Origin of the sequence: Curtobacterium sp. S6 (assembly GCF_000710345.2) — a bacterium.
In the GTDB taxonomy this organism is placed as follows: Bacteria; Actinomycetota; Actinomycetes; order Actinomycetales; family Micrococcaceae; genus Rothia.
This window is the reverse complement of record NZ_JHEL01000005.1, coordinates 1-16,276: the sequence shown is the minus strand read 5'-3', so window position 1 is coordinate 16,276 and position 16,276 is coordinate 1. Positions and strand designations below refer to the sequence as shown.

Sequence of the window (16,276 nt, the reverse complement as noted above, 5' to 3'; positions counted from 1 at the left end):
CATGCGATGAGCCCCTCACCTGCCGACCTGTCGCCACAGGTAACACCCACCCGAGCCTCCGTTGCGTGTAAACAACGTCATGACCCGCAACACCTAGACACTCGGTGCGTCCCGATCGTTCAGCCAGGAATCCCCGGGGGCGCAATATAGTGTGAAGCAGGAATCAACCGGAGGTTTCATGAGCGAAGACGACGAATCGCGCGACTGGATTTCCCGAACCGTCCTGCCCGGCGGAGAAGAGCCTGACCCCCGATTCACCCTCGCGAACGAGCGCACCTTTTTGGCGTGGATTCGCACGGCCCTCGCGTTTCTGGCGGGCGGCATCGCCCTCGAGGCCATCGGCAACGGCGTCTTCCCGGAAGCGATTCACCGAGGGCTGGCGCTCCTCGTCATCGCAATGGCCTTTCTCCTCAGCATCGGCGCCGCCGTCCGCTGGTGGCGCACCGAGAATCGGCTGAGGCGCGGCCGGCCGCTGAGCCTGCCGCTGATCGTTCCGTTGCTCAGCGTGGGCGCGGCGGCCGCGGCGCTGCTGATCCTCGCGATGATCCTGCGGTGACCGCGCGACGCCTCCCGGCAGACGGGTCCGCTCCGCCGAACCGCGTGGCCGCCCCCGCCGATCCCGGGCTTCAGCCCGAGCGGACCGTCCTCGCGTGGGGCCGCACGCTCTTAGCCATCGGGGTCATCGGGGTCTCCTATCTGCGCTGGCTCCCCCACTTCGGTGCGTGGACCGTGCTGCTCAGCCTGCTCGCGATCGGGATCGCCGCGTCGATCTACGCCACGCAACGACGTCGCTATCGCCGCCAGACCCACGGCCTCCGGCGGGGAAGCCTTCGGGCCGACCCGGTCTCCGTGGCGGCGACCTCCGCGGCGATCGCCGCGATGTGCGCGATGGCCGCGGCGCTCGTCCTGCTCCCCACCGGGTAGCGGACCGGCGCCCTCCACGCTCCCAGCGTTTCGCCCGTTAAACGCCGAGCGGCGCGATGGCTCGTGCCATCGCGCCGCCTCAGGCGTCCCCGGGGAAGGGACGGCGATCGATCAGATCAGGCCGCGCAGGGTGCGCACCGCGACCGAGAGGGTCGCCAGGCGCGGGGCGGAGTCGCCGCCGTCGAGCTCCCGGCTGAGCTCACCCATGAGCCGCTCGATGCGGGCAGAGTGCACGGGGTGCATCTCTTCCCACGCGCCCACGATCCGTCGCGCGGACGCGGGATCCTCGGGCCAGGTGGCTCCCCCGTCGCTCAACTCGCCCTCGGAGATCTCCCGGGCCACGGACACGGTCAGCGCCGCAACGGTCTCGTAGAGATCCGACCGCAACGACGAACGCGCCAGGGTCTCCCAGCGGTCGGTGCGCGGCAGGCGCGAGACCGCCATGAGCAACCGGTCGATGTCGAAGCGATCCGACAGCGCGTAGTACAGCAACGCGGGTTCCCGCAGGCTGCAGTCCGTCTCCTCGTTGAGCACCGCGATATCCATGAGCGGGTACACGTCCAGCAGACGCGCCCACCGCGCCGCGAGCTCCTCGGGGATATCCCAGGACAGGGCCTTCCGCTCGCGATCCCGCAGCTGTTCCGCGGTGTCTTCGCCCAGAAGCTCCGGAACCTCGGGGGCCAGGCCCAGCGCCGGGGCGAACCGCTCGATCACGGCCTTGATCTGGAGGTGTTCCGGCACCTCGTGACGCAGGTCGCCGGTCGCCAAGGAGCCCTCGTTGATCAGCCACCGGGTGGCACGATCGATCAGGCGCTGGATTTCACGGGCGATGGAACGCCACGCCGGCAGGCCGATGCTCGCGGGCAGATCGCGGTGCTGCGCCATGAGCTCGCGCACCTGGAACAGCTCGCGCGTCACGAGGAACGCGCTGGCGACGGTCGCGGCCGACGCCCCCGTCTCCTCGATCGCCCGGTACGCATAGGTGATGCCCGCGACGTTGACCATTTCGTTGGCCACGCGCGTGCAGATGATCTCCCGACGCAACGGGTGCTCGGCGAGGTACTGCCCGTAACGGCCGGTCACGGCCTCGGGGAAGTACTCGTCCAAAATCTGCTCGAGCCACGGATCGTTGCCGAAGCCGCTCTCGAGCAGCGCGCTCGTCAGGTGAATCTTGACGTAGGCGGTCAGCACCGCGAGCTCGGGGCCGGTCAGCCCCCACCCGTCGGCGATGCGTTCCTCGAGCTCGTCGTCGGAGGGCAGGAACTCGATCTCACGGTTGAGCCCCGCGTGCTCCTCGAGGTGATCCATCAGGCGCGCCGCGGTCGTGTTGGTGGGCATGGTGCCCATGCGCTCGGCCTGCAACAGGCCGTTCTGCTCGCGGTTGGTCTCGAGGACCAGGCTCCGCACGGCGTCGGTTTGGGCCTCGATGAAGGACGCCCGCTCCTCCGGGTCCAGGAGCCCCTTGGCGACCAGGCGGTCCACGAGGATCTTGATGTTGACCTCGCGGTCGGAGGTCTCCACGCCGGCGGAGTTGTCGATGGCGTCGGTGTTGACGAGGATTCCCTTGCGGGCGGCCTCGATGCGGCCCAACTGGGTCATCCCGAGGTTGCCGCCCTCGCCGACCACGCGGACCCGCAGGTCCTCGCCGTTGACGCGCAGCACATCGTTGGCCTTATCCCCGACCTCGCCGTTGGTCTCGGACGCGGCCTTGACGTAGGTTCCGATGCCGCCGTTGTAGAGCAGGTCCACCGGGGCCTTGAGGATCGCGGAGACCAGATCGGCGGGCGCCAGACGCGTGACGTTCTCGGGCAGGTCCAGGAGCTGCCGGATCTCGGGCGTCAGGGTGATCGACTTCTCCGCGCGGGAGAACACGCCGCCGCCCGCCGAGATCAGCGAGCGATCGTAGTCCTGCCACGAGGAGCGCGGCGTGTCGTAGAGGCGCTGACGTTCCGCGAAGGACGCGGCGGTATCGGGGTTCGGGTCGATGAAGATATCGCGGTGGTCAAAGGCGGCCACGAGCTTGGTGTGCTTGGACCGCAACATGCCGTTGCCGAACACGTCGCCGGACATGTCGCCCACGCCGACCGCGGTGAACTCGTCGGTCTGGCAGTCGATACCCAGCTCGGCGAAGTGCCGCTTGACGGATTCCCACGCGCCGCGGGCGGTGATGCCCATGGCCTTGTGGTCGTAGCCGACCGATCCCCCCGAGGCGAACGCGTCGCCCAGCCAGAAGCCGTACTCCTGGGAGATCGAATTGGCCAGGTCGGAGAAGGACGCGGTGCCCTTATCCGCGGCGACCACCAGGTAGGTGTCGCGGCCGTCGAGCGCGACGACGTTCTCGGGCGTCACCACGTTCTCCCGGCCGGATTCGTCGGTCACGAGGTTATCGGTCACGTCCAGCAGGGAACGGATGAACAGGCTGTAGGCTCCCTTGCCCTCGGTCATCCAGGCCTCGCGGTCCTTGGCGGGGTCCGGGAGTTGCTTGGCGAAGAAGCCGCCCTTGGCCCCGGTCGGGACGATCACGGCGTTCTTAACCATCTGCGCCTTGACCAGGCCGAGCACCTCAGTGCGGAAATCTTCGCGCCGGTCGGACCAGCGCAGGCCGCCGCGGGCGATGTCGCCAAAGCGCAGGTGCACGCCCTCGACCCGGGGCGAGTACACCCAGATCTCGTATTCGGGGCGCGGCAACGGTGCCGAGGCGATCTTTTGCGGGAGCAACTTGACCGCGATCGAGTCGTGTCCGACGTACGCGTTGGTGCGCACGGTCGCGGCGACGACCTCCGTCAGCGCGCGGAGCATCTTGTCGGCGTCCAGGGTGGGCACCTTGTTGAGGGCCGTCTCGATCTCGGAGAGGATCTCGGTCCGCCGCGCGAGCCGCTGCTCGCTCGACTCGCCGGTCGCCGGGTCGAAGCTGGACTCGAACAGGCGCACGACCAGGCGCGTGACGTCGTGGTTGGCCAGCAGCGTATCCGCCATGAAGCTCTGCGACAGCCCCGTGCCGAGCTGCACGAGGTAACGGACGTACGCACGCAACACCGAAACGGTGTGCCACGGCAGCTTCTCCCCGAGGACCAGCCGGTCCAGCGAGTCCGATTCGGCGCGTCCGGCGAGGACCGCGCAGAGGGCTTCCTCGTAGAGGTCTCCGACCTCTTCCGGGACCACGCCCTTGGGGAAGGTCACGCCGAAGTCGTAGAGCAGGAAGTTGCGGCCGTCGGCGGTCGTCAGGTCGTAGGGCTTCTGGTCGACGACGGTCAGGCCGAGGTTCTGCATGATCGGCAGGAGCTCGGTCAGGGTCTTCGGTTCGCACAGATAGGTCTTGAGCCGGTACTCGTTCTCGACGCCGTTGGCGCCCGCCGTCCGGCCGGTCCCGTGGATCCGCACGGCCGCGGGGCGCGCGGGCCCGGCGGATTCGAGTTCCTCGAAGATCGCGGCGTCGGCCACGGCTTCGGGAATCTCGTAGTCCGCGCGGTAGGCGACCGGGGCCGCGTCGAGCCAGCGAGCCACGAGCTGCTTATTTTTCTCTCCGAGGGCTTCCTCGAGGGCCTCGGGCCACGACCGGGTCGCGGCCTGGAGCTTCTTCTCCAGCGCGGCCACGTCGATCTCGGGGATCTGGTTGGGCTCGCTCAGGCGCAACCGCAGGAAGAGCCTGGCCAGGGCCGAGGCCGAGTGCCGGACCTCGAAGTCGATCGAGGCGAGGTCCATCGCCTCGTAGAGGACCTTTTCGATGCGCAACCGAACGCCCGTGTTATAGCGATCTCGCGGGAGGAAGACCACCGCGGAGACGAACCGGCCGAACTCATCCGGGCGCAGGAACAGACGCGTGCGGCGTCGCTCTTCCAGGCCGATGATCCCGGCGAAGGTCTCCGTCAGGGAGTCTTGGTCCGCCTGCAGCATTTCGAGGCGCGGGTAGTCCTCGATCATGCCGGTCAGGGTCTTGTCCGAGTGGGAACCGGGCTGGAAGCCGAGACGGTTGCGGATCACGCGAACCCGCTCTCGCATCAGCGGCGCTTCGGTGGCCGGGAGGGAGTAGGCCTGGAGCGAGAAGAGGCCCAGGAGGACGTACTCGCCGACGACTCGCCCGTGGGAATCGATATCGCGGATGCCCACGTAATCGAGGTACTCGTGACGGTGGATCGTCGAGCGCGAATTCGCCTTGGTGATGTAAACGATCTTGGAATCCCGAGCGTTGTCCTTCGACAGCCCGGTCAGGTGCTTGCAGTGCGGGCCCACGGTGCCCTCGGTCGAGGGATCCGAGCGCTCCGCGAGGATGCCCAATCCGGTTCCGGGGCGGTCGCAGATGCTCGGTCCCTGAGCGCCGTCGCGCAGGTCCCTCTCCTTGTATCCGAAGAAAAGGAAGTTATCCCTGGCCAACCAGTTCAGGAATTCCTGGACCACGCGCGGGTGCTCGGCGGCGTCGGGCGCGTCCGACGAACCGTTGCGCGCGGGCTCCGGGAGGGAACCGACGCGCTCGGAGAGCGCAATGACCTTGTCGCGAATCGCCTCGGCGTCGTCGTTGGCGCGGCGGACGTCGTCGAGGACCGTGCGCACGCTACGGGTGACCTCCTGGGCGGTCTGTTCGGAGTGGCACCCCAACAGTTCCACGGAGATCCAGGACTCGACGGCGCTGTCGCGTCCGGAGGCGCGGCCGAGGGACGGGAGAACCGCCGTGTCACCGCTGGCGACGGGCTGCTTCAGGTTCAACCCGCGGAGCTCCTCGATGGCCCCCGTCTGGCGATTCCGGTGGACGATGAAGAGGGGGTGGAACAGGGCGTCCGAGCCACCGTACTGGGCCGCCACTTCCGAGGTGACGGTCGAGACGAGGAACGGCATGTCGTCGGTGACGACCATCAGAATCCACGAGCTGCCGTGGTGCACGACCTCGACATTGGTTCCGCCGGGCTCACGCTTCTCGGCGAGTTCCCGGTGCAACCGGGCGCGCTGGGCCAGCTCATCATCGCTGAACTCACCCAAGTCGTCCTGCGTTGCGTGCTGATAATACGTATCGATCCAGGCTTCGCGATCCCCGTGGTCGCCTCCGATGCCGGATCCACGGTGCGGATTCCGATGTTCGGACTCGTCGGGGCCGGACTGCTGGTTTAATGGCACGTCAATAACCTTCCTAGAAGACTGAACCACCTCGTTGTGGTTGTCTTTACCTCCCATAGGATACCCACCTCGGGCGCGGAAATTCAGCCTGGCACCGCCTCGGTTTTGCTGTGGGCAACAAAAGTTGCCATCACCCGGTGGGTTCTCCCCGAACGGGGCCCTTCGCGAGGCACCAAACTCAGTCGTCGGCCTCGCGTGAACCCTCGGTATCCGGCCGGTGCCGGACGCTCTTCGAGATCGCGACCATCCCGGCCAGATGCACCGCAAACCCGCAGGCCGGGCCCACGTACAGCGCGATGAGGGTGCGGGGCACGAGCCCCAGCGGGAGGAAGAGCAACGCGATCGCGATGACGGCCGCGACGACCCACCCCACGATGTACAAGCGGTGGGCATTGAGCGCCAAGACGGCGGTGCCCGAGAGCACGAGCAGGGCCATGATCGCCGAGCCGAAGGTCAACGTGCCCAGCAACCACCCGTGGATGACGTCGTGATAGGCCGCGGATTCCTCGGGTTTGGGCGCGTAGATCAGGAAGAACAACCACGGACCGATGAGCCACGCCAGGGCCGCACCCACCGCGCCGATGCCCAGCAGGGCGCCCGAGGGCTTGACCATCGCGGCGACCGGCCGGTGGCGTTGTTTCAGGAACGCCGAGATCGCCACGCCCTGGAACGCCTGGAGCGGGATCATGATTGGCGAGCGGGTGATCGAGATGGCCAGGATCAGCGCGCCCATGCCGATTTTGGTGTAGCTCGACGCGTCATCGCCCACGCTAGCCTTGAGGACCACGGGCAATCCGACCATCAGAACGGCCGAGGCCGCGGAGGAACCCATCGCGAACAGGACGTTCTGGACGAAGCGTCCGGCGCCGACGTCGGCTCGGGCCGCAAAGCTACGCCGCCCCTCGCGGGTGAACGCGACGATGAGGATCCACAGCAGAATCGGGGAGACCGCTGCCGTCTCGAGCCCGCCGATCGAGCCGGCCACGACGCCAACGAGGACCATCGCGATCAGGCGCCACGCGGCCTCTCCACCGCCGAGCCCGGCAAATTGGAACCACTTCTGCCGACCGGCCGCCGCCCCGCTCATCGCGGAGTGGATCGCGTAGAGGCACGGTCCAAGGCACAGCAGGAAAACCGCCCAGCCCGTTCCGCTGGGCACCTGACCCTTCGCCCATACCGGTGAGGTCACCCCCACCAGCAGCGCGATGGCCAGGCCGAAACCCCCGGCCACCGTCATGACGCGGGCCCCCGTCGACGGGCCCGAGCCGGCCCGAGCGTTCAGCTCGGCGGCGCCGACCGCGCGGGTCGTCTCCTGCTGCAGGCCCGCGACGATCCCGTAGATGCCGAACAGGGCAGACCAGAAGACGAGGAATTCGGTGACCGCCTCGCCGGTCAGCGCGTGTTTGGCGATGAAGGTCGCCCCCAGCGCGGAGACCGCCGAGACCAGCGACGCCAGCAGGATCACCGAGGATTCCCGCTTGGTGATGGACTTCTGCCCCGGGCTGTTCTGGCCCGTCACCTCGGAGCCCACGCCGCTGGCGTCGGGGGCCTCCCCCTCACCGACTCGAACCACGCGTCGCCCTACTTGACCAGGTGGGTCGCGAGGTTCTTAACCCCGCCCCAGTTCTGAATCTTGGCGGCCTTGGGCAGCAGGCTCGCCGCGTGCAGGCGCGACGACAGGTGCAGGCGCGCCACATTGGCGGCCTTATTCCAGCCGAGCTCGGACATCTCTTCGCGCATCGTCTCGAAGAAGCGTCGTTCCTCGTCGAAGCGGGTTCCGTCCAGGGCACGCCACGAGGAGTCGGAGGCCTTGTGGCGGCGGTACATGAAGGCCGCGGTCTCGTCGTAGAACAGGGCACCGCCGGACATCGCGACGTCCATGACCAGGCACATGTCCTGGACCACGTCGAGGCCTTCGCGGAAGCCCAGCCCGACGATGGTCTCGGCGCGCCAGCCGAGGGACGGGAAGTACAGCCAGTCACCGCGCAGAATCGAGACGGCAAGGTCCTCGCCCTTGAGCACCGTGGTGCCGTTGGGGCGGTAGAAGGCCTTGGTCTTTTCGACCAGGGTGTTGGAGGGTGCGTTGTTCTCGTCGATCACGAACACGCCGGGCTGGAAAATCCCGGCCTCGGGGTGCTCGCGGGCGGCCCGGGTGAACCACTCGATGTAGTTCGGCATCATGACGTCGTCGGCGCCCATCACGACCACAAGCTCGTTTTCCACGAAGGTCAGGCACTTGCGGTAGTTGCCGTTTGCGCCGAGATTCTTCTCGTTGCGCAGGTAGGTCACGCGCTCGTCGTTGAGCGAGGCGAACCAGCCGGGGATCGACTCGTCGGGGTAACCGTCGTCGACGACGATGAGGCGCCAGTCGTCGTTGGTCTGGTGCAGGACGGATTCGACCGCCTGCTTCATGAGGGCGACGTCTCCGTAGTAGGGGAACAAAATGTCAACAGTCATGGCTTCTCCGTGGGGTCGTTGTGATCTGCATCTGCGATGGGGTCGTGCGGAATGTCGTTCGTGGGCCGTGGTCTGCCCCGGAGGTTATCGGGGGCCCCCGCGGCACGGGATCCGCGGGCGTCGATGGTCTCGGCGTTGCCGTCCTCGTCGAACTGGATCACCGGCATCGACTGCGTGGGATTCCGGTTTCGGCTGATCGCCTCGAGCTGACGGTTCAGCAGCGAGCGCTGGATCGCGGCCTCTTCGGCCAGGACCCGCGTTTCGTCCTCGAGCCGGGAGATCTCCAGGGACAGGTGGAGGCACACCCCGAGGAGCAGGACCAGGCCGATCAGGAAGAGCAGGTTCACCGGGGTGGCCACCCCCACCAGCGACGAGACCTTGTCCAGCAACCGGGGGAAGACCATCAGAACCGCGATGACCAGGGCCGTCAAGAGCCAGAGGGCCGCGTACTTCTCGCGGAGCTTCAGGTTTCGGACGAGTCGCAGGACGGCGATCACGAGGATCAGGCCCAGGACCAGGAAAAAAATGGATGCCGTGGTCATTCGCGGCCTCCCTCGGCGTCGTTCAGGCTGATGCGCTTGCGCGTCATGGAAATAAAGAAGGAGAACATGGAACGGATCAGATAGATCGCGGCCTTATAGGGGTTGTTCGACGGCGTCCCGGCTTGTCGCTCTCGCATCTCGACGGGCACCTGGGTGACCGTGAGGCCCGCCCGCAGCGCCATCGCGAGGGAATCGATCGTGTCGCCGAGGTATTCGGCCGGGAAATACCGGCAGTACTGGGAGATCGCCCGACGGTTCGCGGCGCGGAAGCCGCTCGTGACGTCGGTCAGGCGCGTCTTGGCGACTCGCGAGAACATCGCGGCCAGAAGATTCATGGCCCAGCGTCGGGGCCCGTTGGCCTTGTAACTGCCCCTCTCGGCGAAACGCGCGCCGATGGAGATGTCCGCGTTCGCCAAGCCGTCGAGGACGCGCTCGATGTCGCGGGGATCGTGTTGCCCGTCGGCGTCCACCTGGATGGCGCGATCGTAATCCAATCTCTGCGCGTATTTGAACCCGGCGCGCATCGCTCCGCCGACACCCATGTTGTAGGGCAGCTGCAGAACGCTGGCACCGGCGGCACGCGCGATGCGAGCGGTGTTGTCCGTCGACCCGTCGTCGACGACCAGCAGATCGTGATCCGGCATGGTGGACTGAAGCTCTCGGATGGTGGATCCAATGACTTCATCCTCATTCCACGCGGGCATGATGATGAGGCAGCTCAGCGTTCGTTGAGCGTCGGATGAGTTCGCCATAATTCCTTTACCCTACCGTCTCACCGGCGGACCGGCGTGTACGGGACGTGGCGTGCACATGACCAGCCCCTTATCCCGTCGTCGCACGTCAACGATGGTTTCAGCCGCACGCCGTGATCTTGAGAAGCTTCGCGTCGCCCGACTGGTACACCGTGGTGGCGACGCCTCGCTCCTCAAGGTTTGTCAGGCCCATATATTGACCGCTGTGGTCGCCTCCGTTGATCTCGTGCGTTCCGAAGTCCAGCACGTAGCCGGCGTGTTCCTGGCGAACGGCCGCGCAGACCGCGGGGTCGGTGCCGGCCCGATTCAGCGACCGATTGAGGAGGTGTGCCGCGTGGGAGGGGATGTACAGGGCGTGGGCCGCCGTCACGCGTCGGTCCGCGAGCGCGTACGCCAGGGACCCTCCCGTCCACGGCTGGGTCACGATCGTTTCGTCTTGGGGCACGATGCCGTCCACGTGGTCGATCACGTCGAGTTCGTCGGTCGTCAGAAGAGGGGAATCGGCGCGCGGCTGATAGGTCGCGTAGGTCTGGTCGACGATCTCCTGCATCGGTCTCGCGTGCTGGGTGAGCACGGCGAGCAGGATCATCACGGCCACGCCCACGGCCTTCGTCATCACCGGGCGGCGGTGCCCCTTCAGGCGCGCGCTGAACCGGCTGTCCATGAGGAGCTTGGTGATTCCGTGAACCGCGATGACCGCCATGGGGATCGCCACGACCGGCAGGAGCGCCGCGACGCGGTACGGGTCGTTGTACCAGACCCCGGTGACCCACATGCGGTCCTGGTCCCAGTTGAGCCAGCGGATGCTGATATAGAAGTAAACGATGACGCCGTACGACAGCACGAGCCAGTGATTGCGTCGCGTGTACAGGATCGTGAAGGCGCCGAGCACCGCGAGGATCGAGACGACCCACTGCGGCGAGACCTCGCTGAGGGGGCTGTTGAGCAACGCCTCGCCGAATGCTTGGGTGTCCGAGCTCGTGGGGCCCCACCCCGAGGCGCCCGGCGCGGGGCGAATGACCCCCCAGAGGCACCACACCAGCGCGAAGAGGCCCGCGATCAGCACCACCTGGATCAGCACCATCCAGGGATTGGCCCGGCGGGTCAACGCCCGGCCGATCTGCAGGATGGCCCGCATCAACGCGATCGGGACGGCGATGACCAACAGGGACATGAGCGAATTCGGGTGGGCCAGGCCGATGCCCAGGGCCGTCACCACGCCCAGGAGGACGCACTGCACGGTGTCGAGGCGTCGCACCGTGGACATCCGGAAGAAGTTGACGACGATGCCCACGCCCGCGGGCAAAAGGGCCACGCCCAAGAAGTTCGGGTACAGCACCCCGAATTTGATCAACAGGACGGGAAAGGCGCTGAAACCTGCCAGCAACGGGCCGGCCGCGAGGACCGCCGGCAGGTTCAGCCGCATCGTCGACCGGATGAGGAACAGCATCGATAGCGGCCACACGACGCCCGCGACCGCAAAGATCGCGGCGTTGGTGGCCATCGGCACGGAGCCGGTTGACCCCGACATGAAGACCAGGGAGGCGAGGTCGTGCCAGGCCGCGGGGTAAAACGCGGGCCGGGTGCCGCCCGAGGTTAACGTGTTGACGAACAGCGACGACCCGTTGTGCGTTTCGGCGATGAATCGCACCACGTTGAGGTGGAAGTTATTGTCGAGGGATTGCGAGAAGCGTTCGGGCCCGCCGAGCGAGTTCTTGACCGTGCGCGCCAGCAGGAGCGCGGAGAGCGCGAAGGTGATCCAGTAGGTGAGCTGTCCTCGCGAGAGCCACTGGCCCCGGGAGAGCTCCCCGCCGAGTCGTTCGGAGGGCTTCCACCGCGACGATCCGGAAGGCTCGCCCCACGGGGGACGTACCGCGACGCCGCCGGTGGGCCGATGGGAAACGGTCGCCCGTGAGCGCGGAATATCGGAGATCCCGAGCCGCCGCGTGCCCCACAGGACCGCTCCGACGACCACGGCCACCAGCAGGCCTGCGACCAGGGGAACCCACAGGGCCCATCCGACACCGATTTTGGCCGCCACCATGGCGGAACCGGCGATGATCGCGACCGAGACGGCCGGAGCGAGAGCCAAGGCATCGAACCCGCGCATGCGCGCGGCGATGGTGACCAGGAGCCCGGGCACGAACAGCACCGTGACGCACACGAGGAATCCCGGGATCAGGCTCAACCACTCCATCGACTCCGTGGCCTCCGTTCGCTTGGGTCGGGGTCTGGGCAAACTCTCCCCATAGTAGTGCCACGTCCAGGGCGTTCCCTCAGAAGGCCATTCGGCCCGGGGGTGACCTTACTCGCAGACGTCGATCCGCAACAGCCGGGCCTCACCCGACTGATACACAGGCGTCGCGACGCCCGCGGCCTCGAGATTGGCCAACCCGGCGAAGGCCTCTCCTCCGTTGTTGTTGAGGAAAGGTTTACCGGCGAAATCGAGCACGTAATAGGCCTTATTGCGAGTCACGAGCGTACAGACCTGAGGGTCCACGAAAGCCTCATTCAGGTGCGCGGACAAGTACGCGTCGTCGGGCTCGAGCTTTTCGAGGAGGTGATGAGAGGTCGTGGTGATCCCGAATAGGCCGTAGGCCATGCCGCCACCGGTCCACGGGTTGTTGATCACCTTTTCGCCCGGCCCCAGAAACTGCGGCGTCTGGCTCATGACGTCGTAACGGTCGGAGGTGACCATCTGCGAGGTGGGTGAAATCCTGAACCTCTCCTGCGCGTGGCTGACCGTGTACACCATCGTGGAGTTGGTCGCCAGCGGGATGAACAGGCCCACGCCCACCACGACCACGACGGTGCGGGTGAAGGCGCGTCGTCGGCCACGGTTCTCGTGCCCCCACGCGCTCGTGACATAGCGGCGGACCAGGACGCACAGCGCTCCGAAGCCGAGGGCGATGATGGGGACTCCCACCATGGGAAGGATCGCGGAGACCCGGAATCGGTCGTTGTACCAGGCCCCGGTCAGGATGTTACGGATCGGCCAGGCGAAGGTCATCCCGGCGATGAGCAGCAGCCCGACGAGCCCGTAGGAACACAGCAACCAAATATTCTTGCGCTGCACCACCAGGACCGCGGCGCCCACGAGAAGCACGACGACGCCCACGATGCTGATGGGGTACGACTCGTAACCCGGGGTGTCGAAGGCCGGCGCCATGGCCAACACGCGAACCACCGACTCGCCGATCGGCGTGATCTTGAAATTTTGCGGGACCGCGTTGGCCGGACGGAGCAACGCCCAAATGATCGGGATGCCCGCGATGAAGATCAGCACGAGCAGGGATTCGATGGCCGGGTAGGAGCGCCTGACACGACGTCCGCGGATAATCCACCGAATTAGATACATGAGGCGGTAGACCATGGCCGGCAAGATCACGGCCAGGCACACGAGGACGCCGCTGGGGTGGGCCAGCGCCATGCCCCCGAGCGCGCCGACGCCGAGGATCAAGGCGCGCCCACGGGTCACCACGGGAGATCCCACCCGCAGAGCGCAGACGCCGAGCCCCAAGACGGCCGGGACCACGGTGTAAGACATCAGGTTGGGGTACAGGATCCCCCAAAACATGAAGATCGAGGGAAAGGCCGCGAAGGCGTTCGAGAGCACGCCCGCCAGGAACCACGCGTACCGGTTGCGCGAGAGGGTCCGGACGAAGAACATCATGCTCGCCGGCCAGACGACCGAGATCAACCAGATCGTCATGACGTTGGTGGCCGCGGGGACGCTGACGCCGGTCACCGACGTGACGAGAGAACCCAATGCGTGCCACACGTCGGGATAGAAATAGGGCTTCTCGCCGCCGGTCGTCATCGTGCTGAGGAAGAACGGGCTGGCGTTGCCGTGATCCATGATGTAGCGGATCGCGTTGAGGTGAAAGACGTTGTCGAAAGCGTCGGAGAAATTTTCCAGGTCCCACCCGATGAGGTTCAACGTGTGAACGACCCCAAAGGCAACCGCGGCGGCGAACCCGAGCCATACCCCTAGCCCGATGCCGTTCCGCAGGACGCGCGAGGCGTGGGCGGCGGTCTCGACGGGCGGCGGCCGGAAACGGATGAGCGCTCGCCGACCGATCCACAGGAGACCCGCCGCGAGGGCACCGAGCACCACGGGGGAGATCGGGTTCCAGGCGATGCCGACGGCTCCGCCCAGCAGCGCGGACAGCCCGATGGCTCCCAGAGAGAGCACCGGGGCCAGGGCGAGGACATCAAATCCCTTGATACGCAGGGCCAGTGCGATAGCACCGCCGGGGGCCATGAGGAGGAGCCCACACACAATGAATGCTGCGATCAAGAACCTCTCCCTGGCATAGATGGCATCTCGAGCATTACACCATGTGCGTCTGACCAGCGAAAGTTTCCGCTCGATACGTGACGGTATGGGGCGACGCACCACCCGAGCGAGGGCTTCCGGGGCGAGGGAATAAAACCCGTACCGGACGCGTCTTATACTTCAAACTTTGGTCGATCGACGCGTCGCTCGACCCTTTTCATCACGGAATGTTCCCTTCGACCCCTTAAAACTATGACTCAAGACACTCAGACATCTTCGTGCCCCCTCCCCCAAGACCGCAACGTTCCCGAACCCCCCGCCGGCGCGGGCTTCCCTCCGGGGCCGCCGTGGTTTGGCAGCGTCATGGGAACCGCGATCATCTCCGGCCTCCTGGAGATTCACGGCGTGCCCCTGGTGCCAACCATCCTCTTGGCGGTCACCTGGGTGCTGCTCGTGTTCCTGACGATCGCCTTCCTCGCCCGGGGAATCAAGAACCCGGCCGTCTTCACGAACTCCATCCGCACCAACGCGCAGGCCGCCGCGTGGGGACTGGTGCCCATCGGGTACCTGGCGACCGGCTCATCCACCGCCGTCGTTCTGTCTTCGCTCAATCCTGACCTCACGGACCTCGCGTGGCGGATCGACACCGTGATGTGGGTGATCGGTACGGCGTTAGGCCTGTTCGCGACGGTCGGATTCTCCGCGAAGCTCATGAAAGGACACTGCGACCACGCCCTGCCGACGTGGGGACTGCCGATCATCGCCCCGATGGCCGCGGCCACGACCGGCGCACAGCTTCTTCCGCACCTGGCCTCGACGATGAATCAGGTCCTCGTCGGCGTCATCGCGGCGGGTAGCTTCTTCATCGCGCTGTCCCTCGGTCTGTCGGTCTTTTCGGTGACGTACACGGCCGAGTGGAGCAAGAAGTCGTTGCCCCTGGCGGCGGCGGCGTCGTCCTTCATCCCGCTCGGAATCGTGGGGCAGTCGACCGCGGCGGCGCAAAGTCTGGCCAAGACCGCCGGACATTACCTCACCCCCGAGGCGGAGCATGCCGTCCTGACGATCGGTCACGCCTACGGCGTGGTGCTGATGAGCCTCGGCATCCCGATCGGCCTGTGGGCCGCGCGCACCACTTACCGCGGGCTGATCGCACATATGCCGTTCTCCCCCGGTTGGTGGGCCATCGTGTTCCCGGTCGGAACGACCAGCCTGGGCGCCTACCTCCTGGGGTGGCACACGACGTCGCTCTGGTTGACGGTGCTGTTGGCCATCCACTGGGCCATCGCCGGGGCGGGCTCCCTGGTTTACGTCGCCCGGTCCAGGAAAACCGACTAGTCACGAGGGGCGCGGCCAACCCGCCGCCGCGCCCCTCACGGCTCCGCCAGCCTGCCCCCGGAGATCGAGACTCATCCCGGCGCGGGCCAGCGAAAATTTGTAGTCTGAGGCTATGCATCAAAAGGGTCAGGCCCACGAGACGGGCCACGCTATCCGGCAGCCTCGCGTTCACAGCGGACACTGGCTATCCATGGACCCCCGCATCACCTATGGCATAGCGCAGTTGCGGTTCGAGGTCTTCACCATGGGGCAGGGCATTTCCGATACGCCAGACCTCGACGGTCTCGACCTCGAGGAGGACACCACGACCTTTTGGATCTCGGATCACGAAGAGCCGGTGTGTACCCTCAGGACACTCGCGCGGCCGAGCGAACAGGTGGCCATAGGCCGCGTCGCGACGTCGCCCCGGTACCGCGGACAGGGCCTGGCCGGCCTGCTGCTGACAAGCGCGATCGCCGAATATCCAGGTCGCATCATCAATATTCACGCCCAGGCATACCTTGAACACTGGTACGAACGCTTCGGGTTTCGGAGGACCGGACCCAACTTCGACGAGGCAGGCATACACCACGCTCCCATGTCTCTCGTCCCGGACGACGCCGGGATCTGAGCGACAGACGCGGTACCACCAGAGCACGCCCCGCCCGCCGAGGAAGCAAAAGGCGAGGGCACCCCTTAAATACACAATGCGGGCCGGGGAAAACCCGACCCGCATCGCGACCCGCATCCGCACTCGCGAATATCTTGTGGGCCATCACAGAATGCAGCGACCACACCTTCATGGTGCTTAAACAGGTGTGGTGTGGGGGTCACAACCCCCACACCACACACTCACAAAAATATTTTCGGCGGCGACCTACTCTCCCACACACCTACCGGGT

The 16,276-nt window shown here is 66.4% G+C and carries 11 protein-coding genes; 4 read left to right on the top strand and 7 right to left on the bottom strand.

Annotated features, from left to right (window positions below):
- The first annotated feature begins 178 nt into the window (after window positions 1-178).
- Window positions 179-556, top strand: coding sequence for a YidH family protein (locus CURSPS6_RS00085; RefSeq protein ID WP_030013186.1), 378 nt, complete (start codon window positions 179-181; stop codon window positions 554-556).
- A complete protein-coding gene (locus tag CURSPS6_RS00080; protein WP_235503635.1) occupies window positions 553-924 on the top strand; it encodes a DUF202 domain-containing protein in 372 nt (123 codons plus the stop codon). The genes CURSPS6_RS00085 and CURSPS6_RS00080 overlap by 4 nt, the downstream gene beginning before the upstream one ends.
- A gap of 111 nt (window positions 925-1,035) precedes the next feature.
- Here CURSPS6_RS00080 and CURSPS6_RS00075 read toward each other — a convergent pair whose 3' ends face one another.
- From CURSPS6_RS00075 to CURSPS6_RS00045, 7 genes are all read right to left on the bottom strand, one after another.
- Window positions 1,036-6,030: an NAD-glutamate dehydrogenase gene (locus CURSPS6_RS00075; RefSeq protein WP_235503634.1), complete on the bottom strand. Its 4,995-nt coding sequence runs from the start codon at window positions 6,028-6,030 to the stop codon at window positions 1,036-1,038.
- Between the two features lie 178 nt (window positions 6,031-6,208).
- Window positions 6,209-7,603, bottom strand: a complete 1,395-nt coding sequence (locus CURSPS6_RS00070; RefSeq protein WP_235503633.1) for a hypothetical protein — start codon at window positions 7,601-7,603, stop codon at window positions 6,209-6,211.
- 8 nt (window positions 7,604-7,611) lie between these two features.
- Window positions 7,612-8,487: a glycosyltransferase family 2 protein gene (locus CURSPS6_RS00065; protein ID WP_030013181.1), complete on the bottom strand. Its 876-nt coding sequence runs from the start codon at window positions 8,485-8,487 to the stop codon at window positions 7,612-7,614.
- The gene (locus CURSPS6_RS12215) at window positions 8,484-9,029 is read right to left on the bottom strand and encodes a DUF2304 domain-containing protein (protein WP_082469849.1); all 546 of its coding nucleotides are present in this window, start codon (window positions 9,027-9,029) and stop codon (window positions 8,484-8,486) included. The genes CURSPS6_RS00065 and CURSPS6_RS12215 overlap by 4 nt, the downstream gene beginning before the upstream one ends.
- Window positions 9,026-9,781 carry a glycosyltransferase family 2 protein gene (locus tag CURSPS6_RS00055; RefSeq protein ID WP_030013178.1) on the bottom strand — a complete coding sequence of 252 codons (756 nt, stop codon included), beginning with the start codon at window positions 9,779-9,781 and terminating at the stop codon, window positions 9,026-9,028. Before CURSPS6_RS00055 ends, CURSPS6_RS12215 begins: the two co-directional genes overlap by 4 nt.
- Before the next feature lie 100 nt (window positions 9,782-9,881).
- A complete protein-coding gene (locus CURSPS6_RS00050) occupies window positions 9,882-11,978 on the bottom strand; it encodes a DUF6541 family protein (RefSeq protein ID WP_030013176.1) in 2,097 nt (698 codons plus the stop codon).
- A gap of 108 nt (window positions 11,979-12,086) precedes the next feature.
- Window positions 12,087-14,081, bottom strand: a complete 1,995-nt coding sequence (locus CURSPS6_RS00045) for a DUF6541 family protein (protein ID WP_030013175.1) — start codon at window positions 14,079-14,081, stop codon at window positions 12,087-12,089.
- 231 nt (window positions 14,082-14,312) lie between these two features.
- Between CURSPS6_RS00045 and CURSPS6_RS00040 the strand changes: the two genes are divergently transcribed.
- Both CURSPS6_RS00040 and CURSPS6_RS00035 read left to right on the top strand, forming a co-directional pair.
- The gene (locus CURSPS6_RS00040) at window positions 14,313-15,395 is read left to right on the top strand and encodes a TDT family transporter (RefSeq protein WP_082469848.1); all 1,083 of its coding nucleotides are present in this window, start codon (window positions 14,313-14,315) and stop codon (window positions 15,393-15,395) included.
- A gap of 112 nt (window positions 15,396-15,507) precedes the next feature.
- Entirely contained in the window at window positions 15,508-16,005 is a 498-nt protein-coding gene (locus CURSPS6_RS00035; RefSeq protein WP_200910800.1) for a GNAT family N-acetyltransferase, read from the top strand.
- The last annotated feature ends 271 nt before the right edge of the window (window positions 16,006-16,276 follow it).